Source organism: Streptomyces sp. NPDC048270, from assembly GCF_040652335.1.
Lineage (GTDB): Bacteria > Actinomycetota > Actinomycetes > Streptomycetales > Streptomycetaceae > Streptomyces.
Genome location: NZ_JBEZLV010000011.1, coordinates 21,553 through 36,230, shown reverse-complemented (window position 1 = coordinate 36,230; position 14,678 = coordinate 21,553). Strand labels below are relative to the sequence as shown.

The 14,678-nt window shown below is 71.3% G+C and carries 11 protein-coding genes; 3 read left to right on the top strand and 8 right to left on the bottom strand.

Annotated features, from left to right (window positions below):
• Window positions 1–33 precede the first annotated feature (33 nt).
• The 6 genes from trxA to dnaK are packed head-to-tail and all read right to left on the bottom strand — an operon-like array spanning window position 34 to window position 7,010.
• The gene (gene trxA / locus AB0D66_RS12635; protein WP_362300906.1) at window positions 34–492 is read right to left on the bottom strand and encodes a thioredoxin; all 459 of its coding nucleotides are present in this window, start codon (window positions 490–492) and stop codon (window positions 34–36) included.
• Window positions 489–3,128: an ATP-dependent chaperone ClpB gene (clpB, locus tag AB0D66_RS12630; protein WP_362300903.1), complete on the bottom strand. Its 2,640-nt coding sequence runs from the start codon at window positions 3,126–3,128 to the stop codon at window positions 489–491. Before clpB ends, trxA begins: the two co-directional genes overlap by 4 nt.
• Window positions 3,119–3,526, bottom strand: a complete 408-nt coding sequence (locus tag AB0D66_RS12625) for a chaperone modulator CbpM (protein ID WP_362300900.1) — start codon at window positions 3,524–3,526, stop codon at window positions 3,119–3,121. The genes clpB and AB0D66_RS12625 overlap by 10 nt, the downstream gene beginning before the upstream one ends.
• Window positions 3,526–4,485, bottom strand: coding sequence for a J domain-containing protein (locus AB0D66_RS12620; RefSeq protein WP_362300898.1), 960 nt, complete (start codon window positions 4,483–4,485; stop codon window positions 3,526–3,528). The genes AB0D66_RS12625 and AB0D66_RS12620 overlap by 1 nt, the downstream gene beginning before the upstream one ends.
• Before the next feature lie 6 nt (window positions 4,486–4,491).
• Window positions 4,492–5,100 (bottom strand): nucleotide exchange factor GrpE, encoded by a 609-nt coding sequence (locus AB0D66_RS12615; RefSeq protein WP_362300896.1) that lies wholly within the window; start codon window positions 5,098–5,100, stop codon window positions 4,492–4,494.
• A gap of 8 nt (window positions 5,101–5,108) precedes the next feature.
• Window positions 5,109–7,010 (bottom strand): molecular chaperone DnaK, encoded by a 1,902-nt coding sequence (gene dnaK, locus AB0D66_RS12610; RefSeq protein WP_362300893.1) that lies wholly within the window; start codon window positions 7,008–7,010, stop codon window positions 5,109–5,111.
• A 585-nt stretch (window positions 7,011–7,595) separates the two neighbouring features.
• On the opposite strand from dnaK, the gene AB0D66_RS12605 reads away from it, so the two are divergent.
• Complete coding sequence (locus tag AB0D66_RS12605; RefSeq protein WP_362300890.1) at window positions 7,596–9,257, top strand: helix-turn-helix domain-containing protein; 1,662 nt, start codon at window positions 7,596–7,598, stop codon at window positions 9,255–9,257.
• Between the two features lie 93 nt (window positions 9,258–9,350).
• Here AB0D66_RS12605 and uvrA read toward each other — a convergent pair whose 3' ends face one another.
• Both uvrA and AB0D66_RS12595 read right to left on the bottom strand, forming a co-directional pair.
• Complete coding sequence (uvrA, locus tag AB0D66_RS12600; RefSeq protein ID WP_362300887.1) at window positions 9,351–11,819, bottom strand: excinuclease ABC subunit UvrA; 2,469 nt, start codon at window positions 11,817–11,819, stop codon at window positions 9,351–9,353.
• 147 nt (window positions 11,820–11,966) lie between these two features.
• A complete protein-coding gene (locus AB0D66_RS12595; protein ID WP_362300884.1) occupies window positions 11,967–12,932 on the bottom strand; it encodes a pirin family protein in 966 nt (321 codons plus the stop codon).
• Window positions 12,933–13,053: 121 nt separating this feature from the next.
• Between AB0D66_RS12595 and AB0D66_RS12590 the strand changes: the two genes are divergently transcribed.
• Entirely contained in the window at window positions 13,054–13,398 is a 345-nt protein-coding gene (locus AB0D66_RS12590) for a tetratricopeptide repeat protein (RefSeq protein ID WP_362301218.1), read from the top strand.
• A gap of 70 nt (window positions 13,399–13,468) precedes the next feature.
• The gene (locus AB0D66_RS12585) at window positions 13,469–14,662 is read left to right on the top strand and encodes a methyltransferase (RefSeq protein WP_362301215.1); all 1,194 of its coding nucleotides are present in this window, start codon (window positions 13,469–13,471) and stop codon (window positions 14,660–14,662) included.
• Window positions 14,663–14,678 lie beyond the last annotated feature (16 nt).

The following is a 14,678-nucleotide window of genomic DNA, read 5'->3' as shown; positions in this document are numbered from 1 at the left end:
CGCGGGCGACGATCTTCCTCAGCACCGTCGCCCTCACCCTCCCGCGGTGGTCTGCCGACCCGCCATCGCCTGCTCGACCCACGAGCGCAGGACGTGCGCGGGTGCCGCGCCGGCCTGCCGGGCGACCGTCTCGCCCCGGTCAAGCACGAGCAGGGTCGGCACCGCCTGCACCTCGAACCGCCGACTGAGCCGTGGGTTCTGGTCGACGTCGACCTTGACGAGCTTGATCTGTCCGGCGAGGTCCCGGGCGACCTGTTCGAGGGCTGGGCTGACCATGCGGCAGGGGCCGCACCAGGTGGCCCAGAGGTCGACGACGACGGGCACCGTGGCGTTGTCGGCGACCTCGGTGAAGTCCTCGTCGCCCGCGTCGACGACCCAGGGCAGGGGCTGCTTGCAGTGGCCGCATCGGGGCCGCCCCTCGGCAACCGCGGGAATCCGGTTGCCGCGCCCGCAGTTCGGGCAGGTCGCCGTCGTCGTCCGGGTGGTGTTCACGCCGCCCTCGCCTCCCGGTCGCCCTCCTGCTGGTCGAAGGTGACCACCAGCTGTGCGTGCTCGGCGTCGACGCGCACCGTCGCCCCGTCCTGGACGTCGCCGCGCAGCAGGGCCCGCCCGACCAGCGTCTCGACCTCGTGGGAGATGTAACGCCGCAGCGGCCGGGCCCCGTACACCGGGTCGTAGCCCTGGTGGGCGATCAACTCCCTTGCAGAAGCGGATAGTTCGACGTGGATGCGGCGCTCTGCGAGCCGCCGCCGCAGCTCGTCGAACTGCAGCTCCACGATCCGCTCGATCTGCCGCTCACCGAGCGGCTTGAACAGCACGATGTCGTCGACGCGGTTGAGGAACTCCGGACGGAAGTGCCCGCGCAGCTCGCCCATCACCAGGGCTCGGGCGTCGGGCTTGATCTCACCCTCGGCGGTGGCGCCGTCGAGGAGGTGCTCGGAGCCGATGTTGGACGTCATGATGATCACGGTGTTGCGGAAGTCGACGGTGCGGCCCTGGGCGTCGGTGATGCGACCGTCGTCGAGCATCTGCAGCAGCGTGTTGAAGACATCGGTGTGCGCCTTCTCGATCTCGTCGAACAGGACGACCGAGTACGGCTTGCGGCGCACGGCCTCGGTGAGCTGGCCGCCCTCCTCGTAGCCGACGTATCCGGGCGGTGCGCCCATGAGCCGGCTGACGGTGTGCCGCTCCTGGTACTCGCTCATGTCGAGGCGGACCATGTTCTCCTCGGAGTCGAACAGGGTCCGGGCGAGGGTCTTGGCCAGCTCGGTCTTCCCGACTCCGGTGGGGCCGAGGAAGATGAACGAGCCGATGGGGCGGCGGGGGTCGCGGATACCGGAGCGGGCACGGATGATGGCGTCGGTGACGAGCTTGACGGCCTCGTCCTGGCCGATGACGCGCTCGCGCAGGATCTCGTCGAGGCGCAGCAGCTTCTCGCGTTCGCCCTCCTGGAGGCGGGCGACGGGGACGCCGGTCCAGGCGGCGACGATCTCGGCGATCTCCTCCTCGGTGACGACCTCGCGCAGCAGCCGGCTCTGCCCTTGTTTGACGGCCAGTTGCTCCTCCTCCGCCGCGAGTCGGCGCTCCAGGTCCTGGAGGCGGCCGTAGCGCAGTTCGGCGGCGCGGTTGAGGTCGTAGGCGCGTTCGGCCTCCTCGGCATCGTGGCGGACCTGTTCCAGTTCCTGGCGCAGTTCCTGCACGCGGCGGATCGCCTGCCGTTCGGCCTCCCACTGGGCGTGTTTGGCGTCGGCCTCGCCGCGCAGGTCGGCCAGTTCCCTGCGCAGCTCCTCCAGGCGCGTCTTGCTGGCGGGGTCGGTCTCCTTGGACAGGGCGGCATCCTCGATCTCCAGCCGCGTGACGCGGCGGGTGATCTCGTCGAGTTCGGCGGGCATCGAGTCGATCTCGGTACGCAGCCTGGCGCACGCCTCGTCGACGAGGTCGATGGCCTTGTCGGGCAGGAACCGATCGGTGATGTAACGGTGGCTGAGGGTGGCCGCGGAGACCAGCGCGGTGTCCTGGATCTTCACGCCGTGAAAGACCTCGAGGCGTTCGCGCAGGCCGCGCAGGATGGAGATGGTGTCCTCCACGCTGGGCTCCTCGACCAGGACCTGCTGGAAGCGCCGTTCGAGGGCGGCGTCCTTCTCGATGTGCTTGCGGTACTCGTCGAGGGTGGTGGCGCCGATCATGTGGAGTTCGCCGCGGGCCAGCATCGGCTTGAGCATGTTGCCCGCGTCCATGGCTCCTTCGGCGGCTCCTGCGCCGACGACGGTGTGGAGTTCGTCGACGAAGAGCAGGATGCGCCCTTGGGCGGCCTTCACCTCGGACAGCACGGCCTTCAGGCGTTCCTCGAACTCGCCGCGGTACTTGGCGCCGGCGACCAGGGAGCCCATGTCGAGGGCGAACACCGTCCTGTCGCGCAGGCCCTCGGGCACATCGCCCCGGACGATGCGCTGGGCCAGGCCCTCGACGATGGCGGTCTTGCCTACGCCGGGGTCGCCGATGAGGACGGGGTTGTTCTTGGTCTTTCGGCTGAGGATCTGGGTGACGCGGCGGATCTCCGCGTCACGGCCGATGACCGGGTCCAGCCGCCCGGACCGAGCCTCGAGGACCAGGTCGCGGCCGTACTTCTCCAGCGCCTCGTAGGCCACTTCGGGGTTGGCGGAGGTGACGCGCTGGTTGCCGCGCACCTGAGTGAGCGCGTTCAGGAAGGAGTCCCGGGTGATGCCTGCCTGTTTGAGCAGCCGCCCGGCCGCGGTGGAAGAGCTCTCCTCGGCCAGGGCGAGCAGGAGGTGTTCCACGGACACGTACTCGTCCTTGAGGCGTTTGGCCTCCCGTTCGGCGGCGTCGAGCAGGTGGGCGAGGCGCTGGGTGACGAAGACCTGTCCGGGAGCCGCGCCAGGGCCGGTGACCTTGGGACGACGGGACAGTTCCCCGCGCACGGCCTCGCGCAGTCCCTCCGGCTCCTTGCCTGCCTGCTCCAGCAACCGCGGGATCAGACCGTCCTCCTGATCGAGGAGTGCGAGCAGCAGGTGCTCCCCGTCGACCTCGGTGTGCCCCATGCGACCAGCCGCGGTCTGGGCCTCCTGGAGGGCTTCCTGGGACTTCTGGGTGAGACGGTTCATGTCCATGGGGGTGTTTCACTCCTCGTGCCGCGGCCGCGCAGGGCGGCTTCGAGCAGGCTGATGCGGTCGAGCAGGTCGAGCACCAGGCCGATGGATGCGTAGTTGAGGCAGAGACCCGTGCGCAGCCGCTGGATGCGGGCGAGGACCGCCGGGGCCGTCGGGTCGAACACCAGCTTCCCCGCGGCGTCGCGTTCGGCGTCGATCAGGCCGAGGGCGACGAACCGGCGGATCAGATCGGGGTGGAGGCCCGAGCGACGTGCCACGGCATCGAGGGAGAGCCTGGGGACGGGCACGAGCGCGTACCGGACGGCCGTCGAGGCAGTGAGATCGGCTCCCGTTCGTACCGGCCGGTTGCCCACGCCGGCCCGGCCGGGGCCTGCCGCTCCCGCGGGTGGTTCGTTCATCACGTCCTCCTGGGGTCGTACGAGGAGGCGGCGGCGAGCTCCTCGAACAGTTCGCGCTCCCGGTCGCCGAGGGTGGGCGGCACCACGATGCGGAGTTCGGCGTACAGGTCGCCGTTCGCGCCGCGCGGGTTCGGCATGCCTTCGCCGCGCAGCCGCAGCCGCCGGCCGCTGGACGAGCCCGCGGGCACCGTGACCTTGGCCGTGCCCCCGCCGGGGGTGGGAACCGGCACGGTCGCGCCCAGGGCCGCCTCCCAGGGTGCCACCGGGACCTGGACGTGCACGTCGCGGCCGTCCAGCCGGAACCGGGGGTGGGGCTGGATGCGCACGCGAAGGTACAGGTCGCCCGCGGCGGCGTCACCACGGCCCCGGCCGCCCTCGCCCGCCAGCCGGATGCGCTGCCCGTCGGTGACGCCCGGCGGCACGTCGACCTCGTACCGCCGCGGCTGCCCCGTGGGACCGGCGAGCGTGACGGTGCGACGGCCGCCTTGGTACGCCTCCTCGACGGTGAGCGCCAGTTCGGCCTCCTGGTCCGCTCCGGGTACGCCCCCTCGGGCGGCGCCGGCTCCGAACATGGAGCCGAACAGGTCCTCGATATCGATGCCCTCCGCTCCGAAGTCGTCTCCGAAGTCGTCTCCGAAGCCGGCGTACCGGACCCGGGGGCCGCCCCCGCCTGCGGTCGTCCGACCCCGGAAGCCGCCGCCCGCTCCCGCCGCGGCCCGTTCGTCGAAGTCCTCGGGGATCTTGCGGAAATCCTCGCCGAAGCGGTCGTAGCGGGCCCGGGTCTTGGGATCGGACAGGACGCTGTACGCGTCGTTGAGGTCCTTGAAGCGCTCTTCCGCCCCAGGGTCCTTGTTGACGTCGGGGTGGTGCCTGCGGGCGAGTTTGCGATATGCCTGCTGGATCTCGTCCTGGCTCGCGGACCGCGACACCCCGAGCACCTCGTAGTAGTCCCGCGCCATGACCGTTCACTCCCGCTTCGCGACGGTTACGGCGGCGGGCCTGAGCTGCCGCTCGCCGTCCCCGTAACCGGGGCGCAGTACCTCGACGACCGTGCCCGGCGGGGCGTCGGGGTCCTGGACGACGCCGACCACCTCGTGCCGGGCCGGGTCGAAGGGGACGCCGGTCTCCGCGTGCCGCGGGTAGCCGAGCAGTTCGAGGACGTTCACCGCTTGGTCGCGTACGGCCAGGATGCCCTCCACGATCGCGCCCGGATCGGCGCCCGCGTGGGTCAGGGCGAGTTCGAGGTTGTCGAGGACGGGCAGGAAGGCGGCCGCCGTGCGGGCACGCTCCACCGCCCGTTCGCGCTCCAGTTCCCTGGCGTGGCGCTTGCGAAGGTTGTCGAGGTCGGCGAGTGCGCGCCGCCAGCGGTCCTCCAGTTCCTGGATCGCGGTCGTGTACTCGTCCTCGGCGAGCGCGGGGCCGGCGGCATCGGGTCCCGGTTCGCCGTTCGCAGCTCCGGGCCGGGGCGGGCCCGGTTGGGGCAGATCCCCGCGAGGCGGGGGTCCGGCGCCTTCCGGGACCGGTTCGACCGGATCCGGCACGGCCCGGTCGGGTTCCTGGGGGTAGATGGGCATGGCGCGCCTCAGCCCTTGTCGAACTCGGCGTCGATGACATCATCGTCACCGCCACCGCCACTCGTGGGACCGCCGGTGGCGGCGTCCTGGGCGGGACCCCCGCCCGTAGCGGCGGCGCCCTGATGGGCCGCCAGCCCGGCCAGCACCTGCTGGAGTTCGGAGGTCAGGGGCCGCACGCGTTCCACGCCCGCCTCTTCCTTGACCGCCGCCCGGGCGTCCGACACGAGCATCTCGCCGCGTGCCTTCTCGTGCGCGGGCGCTGCGTCGCCCAGTTCGGCGAGACGCTTCTCGACCTGGTAGGCGATGGCGTCGAGTTCGTTGCGGGCGTCGACGGCCTCGCGGAGTGCCTTGTCCTGGCCCTGATTGCTTTCGGCCTCCTGGACCATGCGTTCGACCTCGCTGCGGTCCAGGTTGGAGCTCTCGCTGATGGTGATGCCCTGTTCCTTGCCGGTGTCCCGGTCACGGGCCTTGACCTCGAGGATGCCGTTGGCGTCGATGTCGAAGGTGACCTCGATCTGTGCTTCGCCCCGCGGCGCCGGCCGGATGTCGGTGAGCTGGAACCGGCCCAGCACCCGGTTGTCGGCGGCCAGCTCGCGCTCGCCCTGGAGGACCACCACATCAACGGCCGGCTGGTTGTCCTCGGCGGTGGAGAAGGTCTCGCTGCGGCGCACCGGGATGGTGGTGTTCCGCTCGATGATCTTCGTCATCACTCCGCCGCGCGTCTCCACGCCCAGCGACAGGGGGGTCACGTCGAGCAGCAGGACGTCCTTGACCTCGCCCTTGAGCACCCCTGCCTGGATCGCGGCCCCCAGGGCCACGACCTCATCGGGGTTGACGCTCATGTTGGGTTCCTTGCCGCCGGTCAGCCGGCGGACCAGGGCCTGGACAGCGGGGATGCGGGTGGACCCGCCGACGAGGATGACCTCGTCTATGTCGCTCTCGCCGACCTTGGCGTCGGCAATGGCCTGCTGGACCGGTCCCAGGCAGCGCTCCACCAGGTCGCCGGTGATCTGCTCGAACGTGGACCGCATGATCGAGTCGGTGAGGTGCTTGGGCCCGGAGGCGTCGGCGGTGATGAACGGCAGGCTGACCTGCGTCTGCGTCACCGAACTCAGCTCGGTCTTGGCCTTCTCCGCCGCCTCGAACAAGCGTTGCAGCGCCTGCGCGTCCTGGCGCAGGTCGATGCCGTTCTCCTTCTGGAAGTCGTCCGCGAGGTAATCCACCAGACGCCGGTCGAAGTCGTCACCGCCCAGGTGGCTGTCGCCGGCGGTGGAGCGCACCTCCACCACGCCGTCGCCGACGTCGAGGATGCTCACGTCGAAGGTGCCGCCGCCCAGGTCGAAGACGAGGACGGTCTCGTGCTCCTTCTTGTCCACGCCGTACGCGAGGGCGGCCGCCGTCGGCTCGTTGATGATCCGCAGCACCTCCAGTCCCGCGATCCGTCCGGCGTCCTTGGTGGCGGTGCGCTGAGCGTCGTTGAAGTAGGCGGGCACCGTGATGACCGCCTCCGTGACCCGCTCCCCGAGCTGCTTGGAGGCGTCGTCCGTGAGTTTGCGCAGCACCTGTGCGCTGATCTCCTCAGGCGCGTACAGCTTGTCGCGCACCTCGAAGCGGGCCGCCCCGCCGTCGCCCTCGACGACGTCGTACGCCACCGCCCTGGCCTCGTCGGAGATCTCGTCGAAATGCCGGCCGATGAACCGCTTGGCCGAATAGATGGTGCCCTTGGGATTGAGGATCGCCTGGCGCCGGGCCAGCTGGCCCACCAGACGTTCCCCGGTATCGGTGAAGGCCACCACGGACGGTGTCGTGCGGTTGCCCTCGCTGTTGGGCACGACGGATGGCTCTCCGCCCTCCCACACGGCGATCACCGAGTTGGTGGTGCCCAGGTCGATGCCCACTGCCTTGGCCATGAGGAACTCCTCCCGGTACGGCGCCTGCGCCGACTGTCCGGATCACGTTCGTTCAGGTACGGGTGGGACCTCTGCCAGTGGTCTGCAGCCCGCCGATCAGCGGGCGGAGCAGGACACCGCGGGCAACCCTGTGGAGCTGCTCGCCCACCGCCCGTCCTTCCCACCGGTGCCCGGTGCGCGCGGATGGTCTCGAGCACTCCTCCGCTCCTCCGCTCCTCAGGGTGGCGGGCCGAGTGGTTGCACGCCTGCGCCTGGCGAGTCAGAAAGGCACGGGGCCGGTCGCCCCGCGAGTACGAGAGGAGGAATCCGAACATCTCGGTATGAGCCGGCCCGGCAGGCACCACGGCTCGGCTGTAGGCTCGAAAGGAACGGAGTGATCCCATGGCCAGGAGCCGGGCGCACGACCTGTACCTCCGCCGCTGCGGCCGGGAGAGCAGCCTTCCGCGGGGCAGCGGCGGGCGGCTCCTCATGGCCGCGCGGAGAGGTTCCGTCCCACCCCCCGGCAGCGGGTGGCGCCCCACGGCGGCGCGGCGAGGGCCCCGCCGGCCCGCTCCGACCCCGGCCAACCATGCCCCCCACGATCTGATGGGGCTCTCCAGCGCCCTGTTCGCCACCTTGGACGAAGGCGAGATCCTGAGCCTGGCCATGGACCACATAGCCGCCGCGGGGCCGTACAGCGCCGAGGCCGGCTACCTCACGGTGGACGGCGCCCTGCTCCCCAGCCCGAGGAACGGGCAGGTCCATGCCCTGGCCGTGGACCGGAGGGTGCGGCAGCTGGTCGGGGAGGACGGCCCTGTGACCGTGCCCGGCCGGCCCTGGGGCCGGGCCCTGGGGCTACGCGGGCTGGACAGGCTTCACGGCTACCTCGTGGTGACCTCCCGCTCCCGGCCCACCGAGGCCGAGCGGTCCCTGCTCGCCACGCTGGTCCGGCACACCGCCGCTGCACTGTCGCTCGCCTTCGCACACCGCCGCCGGCGCGAGGACGCGCTGGAGCTGCACCGGCTGAGGGAGCAGCGAACAGCCCTCCAGGGGCAGCTGATCTCCGTCGTGGCCGAGATGGGGTACCAGCGGTCCGTTCACGCGCTCCTGGCCGACGTCGCCGTCTCGGGCGGCGGCGAGGAAGCCGTCACCCGCGCACTGCACGGGCTCACCGGACTCCCCGCGCTGGTCGAGGACCGCTTCGGTCGGCTGAGGTCCTGGACCGGTCCCGATCGCCCAGACCCCTATCCCGAACCGGACCCCGTGCGCCAGGACGAAATGCTGTACGCCGTCGGCCGTGAGGCCGGGCCGGTGCGGGTGAAGGACCGGCTGGTCACCCTGGTCCGCCCGCACGGCGAGATCCTGGGCGTACTGGCCCTGGTCGACGTCCGGGGCGAGGCCGACGAGCACACCCTGCGCGCGCTGGAGGACGGCGCCACCTCACTCGCCCCGGAGCTGGCGCACCTGCGCAATCTGGCCGAAGTGGAGTCGAAGCTGCACCGCGAGCTGGCCGACGACCTCCTGGCGGGGACGGACGAGGCGAGCGCCTACGCCCGTTCCGAGGCAGTCGGACACGACCTGCACCGCCGCCACTACGTCGTCGTGGTGCAGTGGTCGAACCGGACCGCGGACGGTCCCTTCGCGCAGACGGTGGGCCGGGCGGCCTCTGCCGTGGGCATGCACTCGCTGCTGACCCGACGTTCCGACCACGTGGTCCTGGTGGCCGACGACAGGCCGCACGCCCGCGCGCTGTACGAGGCGCTCGCCCGGGAGACCGGGACACGGTCCGGGAGCATCGGGGTGAGCGCCCCTTGCGACTCCCTGGCCGACATCCCCCACCGCTACCAGGAGGCGCAGCGCGCCCTGGAAGTGCGCCGCCACTCCCATGAGCACTACGGCACGACGTTCTTCGACGAGCTGGGCCTCTACCGCATCCTGGGACCCGGCAACGATTACCGGGAACTGGAGACGTTCGTCCACGACTGGCTCGGGCAGCTGATCGACTACGACTCCCGGCACCACACGGCCATGGTGGAGACGCTGTCCCAGTACTTCGACTGCGGCGGCAACTACGACGAGACCGCCGAATCCCTCGCGATCCACCGCAGCACGCTGCGCTATCGGCTCCAGCGCATCCGCAACATCAGCGGCAACGACCTCGCGAACGTCGAGGACCGGCTCAACCTCCAGGTGGCGACCCGGGTGTGGAAGATCGTGCTGGGCGAACAAGCAGGAAACGGCGTCGTTGAACGCGATGCGGCCGGTTGATCACCACGCGACACGTGCAGACCTGGTCCGCTTGCAGCGAGGAGCCCGGTTCGCACGAGCCGTACGGCTGGTGCTCAGCCCCTCGTGCCGTCGTCAGGAGCGCGCGAGCCGGGCCGCGAGGTAGGGCGCGGTGGCGCTGCGGCGGGCTTTCGCCACCTTGGCCGGCGGGCCCGCCGCGACCACCCGCCCGCCCGCGTCGCCGCCGCCCGGCCCGAGGTCGATGACCCAGTCGGCGGTGGTGATCGTGTCCAGGTCGTGCTCGACGAGGACGACCGTGTTGCCGGCGTCGACGAGCCGGTGCAGCTGTCGCAGCAGCAGCGCGACGTCCGAGGGGTGCAGCCCCGCCGTCGGCTCGTCGAGCAGGTAGAGCGCGTGGCCGCGGCGGGCTCGCTGCAGTTCGGTGGCCAGTTTGATGCGCTGCGCCTCACCACCGCTGAGTTCCGTCGCGGGCTGCCCCAGCCGCAGGTACCCCAGTCCCACGTCGCGCAACGTCTCCAGACTGCGGGAGGCGGCCGGGACGGCGGACAGGAACGTGGCGGCGTCATCGACGGACAACCCCAGCACTTCCGCGATGTTCTTGCCGCGGTAGGTCACTTCCAGCGTTTCGGCGTTGTACCGGGCGCCCTGGCAGGTCGGGCACGGTGCGTAGGTGCCGGGCAGGAAGAGCAGTTCCACCGCGACGAATCCTTCGCCCTGGCAGGTTTCGCACCGACCTTCGGGCACGTTGAAGGAGAACCGCCCGGCCGAGTAGCCGCGCGCCTCGGCCTCGTCCGTCGACGCGTACAGCTTGCGCACCGCGTCGAACATCCCCGTGTACGTGGCCAGGTTGGACCGGGGAGTTCGGCCGATGGGCCGCTGGTCGACCCGGACCAGCCGGTCGAACGACTCGACCCCCGACGCGTCCTGGACGTCAACCACCAGCTGCGCCTCATCGGGCTCCTCGGGTGCGAGTCCGAGGTGGCCGCGGACGACCTCGGCGAGCACCTGCGTCACCAGTGTCGACTTTCCGGAACCGGACACGCCCGTCACCGCCGTCAGTACGCACAGCGGTACGTCGACGGACACGTCGTGCAGATTGTGGCGGGAGACGCCGCTCAGGTGCAGCCAGCCCTGCGGTGTGCGGGGGCGGTGATCGAGCGGTTCGGCGCGCCCGAACAGGTACTGGCCCGTGGCCGACTCCGCCACCCGCTCCAGACCGGCGACCGGGCCGCTGTACAGCACGCGGCCGCCGCCCTCGCCCGCGCCGGGACCGATGTCGACCACCCAGTCCGCCCGCCGTACGACGTCCATGTCGTGCTCCACGACGAACAGCGAGTTGCCCGCCGCCTTGAGCCGCTCCAGCACGTCCAGCAGCGGTTCCGCGTCAGCCGGGTGCAGACCCGCGGAGGGTTCGTCGAGGACGTAGACGACGCCGAACAGCCCCGAGCGCAGCTGGGTGGCGATCCGCAGGCGCTGCGCCTCGCCGGGCGACAGGGTCGTCGAACGGCGACCGAGGCTGAGATATCCGAGGCCCAGGTGGAGCAGTACGTCGACCCGCGCGACCAGATCGCCGCAGATCCGGACCGCGACCTCGGTCGTCTCCCCGGACAGGGCGGTCGACGTGGTGGCGTCGGCCTCGGACCGCCCCGCGACGGGCCGCAGCAGCGCGACGACCCCGGTGAGCGGCATCGCGTTGATCTCGGCGATGGAACGTCCGGCGAAGGTCACGGCGAGCGCCTCGGGCCGCAGTCCGCTGCCGTGACACTCGGGGCAGGGCACGCTCCTGACGAACCGGAGCGCCCGTTCGCGCATCTTCTCGCTCTTGGAGTCGGCGAGGACGTGCATGACGTGCTTGCGGGCGCTCCAGAACTTGCCCTGGTAGCCGTAGTCGACGCGGTCCTCCTCCGGCTCGATGTACACGGAGGGCTGCTCGTCGGTGTACAGCAGCCAGTCCCGGTCCTTCTTCCTGAGCCTGCGCCACGGCCGGTCGATGTCGATCCCCAGGCCGCTCACGACACTGCGCAGGTTGGCTCCCTGCCAGGCGCCCGGCCAGGCGGCGATCGCCCCCTCGCGGATGCTCAGCGAGGGGTCCGGGACGAGCAGGTCCTCGGCGACGTCGTGCACGGCGCCCAGTCCGTGGCACTCCGGGCAGGAGCCGGCCGCGGTGTTGGGTGAGAACGACTCGGCTTCCAGCCGTGCCGCCCCGGGGGGATAGGTGCCGGCGCGGGAGTACAGCATGCGCAGCAGATTGGACAGCGTGGTGAGGGTGCCGACCGTCGAGCGCGAGCTGGGCGACCCGCGTCGCTGCTGCAGGGCCACGGCCGGTGGCAGTCCGGTGATTTCCTGCACGTGCGGTGCACCGACCTGCTGCAGCAGCCTTCGGGCGTACGGTGCCACGGACTCGAAATAGCGCCGCTGGGCCTCCGCGTAGAGCGTGCCGAACGCGAGCGAGGACTTGCCCGAACCGGAGACGCCGGTGAAGGCGACCATCGCGTCCCGCGGAACGTCGACGTCGATGTTCCGCAGGTTGTTCTCACTGGCGCCCCGGACATGCACGAAGGGGTCGATCGCGTCCTTGTCCACCGTTCCTGATTACCTGATCGCGCCGGGAACCGCGCGACAGGCGCCGTCCCCGGGCCTCGCTCACACGAGCGTCCGGATCGTTGATTCGATTCGAATGGACCCGGCAGCCGCGTGCGGACTGATCGACCTACTCCATAAAGGTGCAGGTCAGCGCACCCGCCCACGTGCTTTCAGCGGCACCGGCGGGAGCTGCGGAGCGGGGATCGGGGGGCCGTCGTAGCCCTTCACCTCGCCGAAGCGGGTGCCCTCCATCCAGTCCTTGCGCGCCTGGACGATCTCCTCGTTCGTGCGGCCGATCCAGTTCCAGAACATCACGATCTCCTCCTCGAACGGCTCGCCGCCCAGGAGCATCAGGCTTGCGTCCGAGGCTGCGCGCAGCGGGAGTTCGGTGCGGCCGCAGCCGAGGTAGAGCATCGAGCCGGGCAGGACCGGGACCTCGTCGACGTGGGCCTCGCCCGACATCGACAGGACCGCGTACTCGAAGTCCGGGTCGAGCGGGAGGCGGGTCTCGGTGCCCGCCGTCAGGTTCAGGTCCGCGCCGACGATCGGGCTGTAGGCCGTGCCGGGCGAGGTCGCGGTGTCCAGGGTGCCCAGGATGACCGTCGCGGTCAGGCCGGGGGACGTGACCCGGGGGAGCTCCGCGTGGTGCTGGAAGTGCGGGGCCACGTCGCGGTGGGCGTCGGGCAGGGCCACCCACAGCTGGGCGCCGTGCAGGAAGCGGGCGTGCTCGCGCGGGCTCTCCTCCGAGTGGCTGATGCCCCGGCCGGAGGTCATCAGGCCCAGCTCGCGCGGGCGGATCGTCGCCAGGCTGCCCACGCTGTCGCGGTGCAGCACCTCGCCCTCGTGGAGCCAGCTCACGGTCTGGAGCCCGGTGTGCGGGTGCGGCGCGACCTGCATGCCGGGCTCGTCCGCGATGTCGTCCGGGCCGTAGTGGTCCACGAAGCACCAGGCGCCCACCATGCGGCGGCCCAGGTTCGGCAGGAGTCGTCGGACCTCGGTGGACTCCCCGAGCTGGACCGTGCGCGGGCTGAGGAGCTCGCGGACCGGTTCGGCCACGACGAAGCCGCGGCCGCCGCAGACGGAGAGTGCGGGCTGGCGATCGAGATTGCTCATACGGACAACCTAACGGCGGGGAGGCGGCCGCGGTCAGTGGAATGTTTCCCCCGGTGCTGCGTGTTGGAGGCAGCGGACAACCACTGGGAGCGGGAAGGACGGAAGGGGCGCGATGAGCGCGATGAGCACCTCGTACCTGGAGCACGGGACGGCAGCCGAGCGCTGGGAGCGGGCCGGGCTCTTCTTCGAGGCGAAGGAGTACGCGACGGCCGCCCGCATCCTGGAGCCGCTGGCGGCCGGGGCCCCCGAGCAGCTGGCCCCCCGGCTGCTGCTGGCCCGCGCCTACTACCACTCCGCCCAGCTCTCCCGGGCCGAGCGTGAGCTGCGCGCCATCCTGGAGCGCTGGCCCGTGGAGGACTACGCACAGCTGCTGCTCGGTCGCACGCTGGAGCGCGGCGGGCGGGCCGCGGAGGCCCGTCCGTACCTGCGGATGGCCGCCGCGATGGCGGGCGAGTTCGAGGACTAGCGGGCCGCCCGGCCCGGCGCGTGCGGGGCCCGGGCTCCGGCTCGGTTAGCCTGGGTCCCATATGAACCGCCTGACCACGCCTTACGGCTCCTACGAGCTCACCCGCTTCCCCGAGGATCCGCGCGACCGGCTCCGCGCCTGGGACGCCGCCGACGAGTACCTGCTGCGCCACCTCGACGCCGGTACCGGCGAGCGCGGGCCGGTGGACCTGGCCGGCGCCGGGCAGATCACCGTCCTGGGGGACCGCTGGGGGACGCTGACCACGGCGCTCGCCGCGTACCGGCCGACGCAGATCACCGACTCCTCCCTGACCCGCTCCGCCACCGCGGCGAACCTCGACCGGAACGGGATCGGGACCTCCAAGGCGACGGTCACGCTGCTGACCACGCAGGACCCGCCGCCCGAGAAGATCGACGTGCTGCTGGTGCGCGTGCCCAAGAGCCTGGCTCTGCTGGAGGACCAGCTGCACCGGCTGGCCCCGCACGTGCACGCGGGCACCGTGGTGGTCGGCACCGGCATGGTGAAGGAGATCCACACCTCCACGCTGCGGCTCTTCGAGCGGATCCTGGGCCCGACGAAGACCTCCCTCGCCGAGAAGAAGGCGCGGCTGATCTTCTGTACGCCGGGCACCCCGGGCGCCGCGCGGCCCACGACCCCCGGGCCGTGGCCGGTGACGTACACGGTGGACGAGGACGCCGGGTCCGCATCCGGGCTGACCGTCGTCAACCACGCCGGGATCTTCTGCGCCGACCGGCTCGACGTCGGCACCCGCTTCTTCCTGCAGAACCTGCCGACCAACACCGACGGGGCCCGGGTCGTGGACCTGGGCTGCGGCAACGGCGTCGTCGGCACGGCCGTGCAGGCCCACGACCCGGATGCCGAGGTCGTCTTCACGGACGAGTCCTTCCAGGCGGTCGCCTCGGCGCGGGCCACCTACCGGGAGAACATCCGCGAAGGCCGGCGGACGGCGGAGTTCCACGTCGGCGACGGGGTCGCGATGCTGGCCCCCGGCTCCGTGGACCTGGTGCTGAGCAACCCGCCGTTCCACTCCCACCAGGCGACCACGGACGCGACGGCGCTGCGGATGTTCGCGCAGTCGCGCAAGGTGCTGCGGCCCGGCGGCGAGCTGTGGATCGTGGCCAACCGGCACATGGGCTACCACACCCACCTGCGGCGGCTGTTCGGCAACAGTGAAGTCGTCGCGAGCGAACCGAAGTTCGTGATCCTGCGGGCGGTCAAGGAAGACCGGCCGCGGCCTATGTGACCTGCCGGTACGTCCT

Bases quoted from the DNA above. Each gene is read 5' to 3' on its own strand.
- clpB (WP_362300903.1), bottom strand. From the start codon at position 3,128: ATGGACATGAACCGTCTCACCCAGAAGTCCCAGGAAGCCCTCCAGGAG.
- AB0D66_RS12625 (WP_362300900.1), bottom strand. From the start codon at position 3,526: ATGAACGAACCACCCGCGGGAGCGGCAGGCCCCGGCCGGGCCGGCGTG.
- AB0D66_RS12620 (WP_362300898.1), bottom strand. From the start codon at position 4,485: ATGGCGCGGGACTACTACGAGGTGCTCGGGGTGTCGCGGTCCGCGAGC.
- AB0D66_RS12615 (WP_362300896.1), bottom strand. From the start codon at position 5,100: ATGCCCATCTACCCCCAGGAACCCGACCGGGCCGTGCCGGATCCGGTC.
- dnaK (WP_362300893.1), bottom strand. From the start codon at position 7,010: ATGGCCAAGGCAGTGGGCATCGACCTGGGCACCACCAACTCGGTGATC.
- AB0D66_RS12605 (WP_362300890.1), top strand. From the start codon at position 7,596: ATGGGGCTCTCCAGCGCCCTGTTCGCCACCTTGGACGAAGGCGAGATC.
- AB0D66_RS12595 (WP_362300884.1), bottom strand. From the start codon at position 12,932: ATGAGCAATCTCGATCGCCAGCCCGCACTCTCCGTCTGCGGCGGCCGC.
- AB0D66_RS12590 (WP_362301218.1), top strand. From the start codon at position 13,054: ATGAGCACCTCGTACCTGGAGCACGGGACGGCAGCCGAGCGCTGGGAG.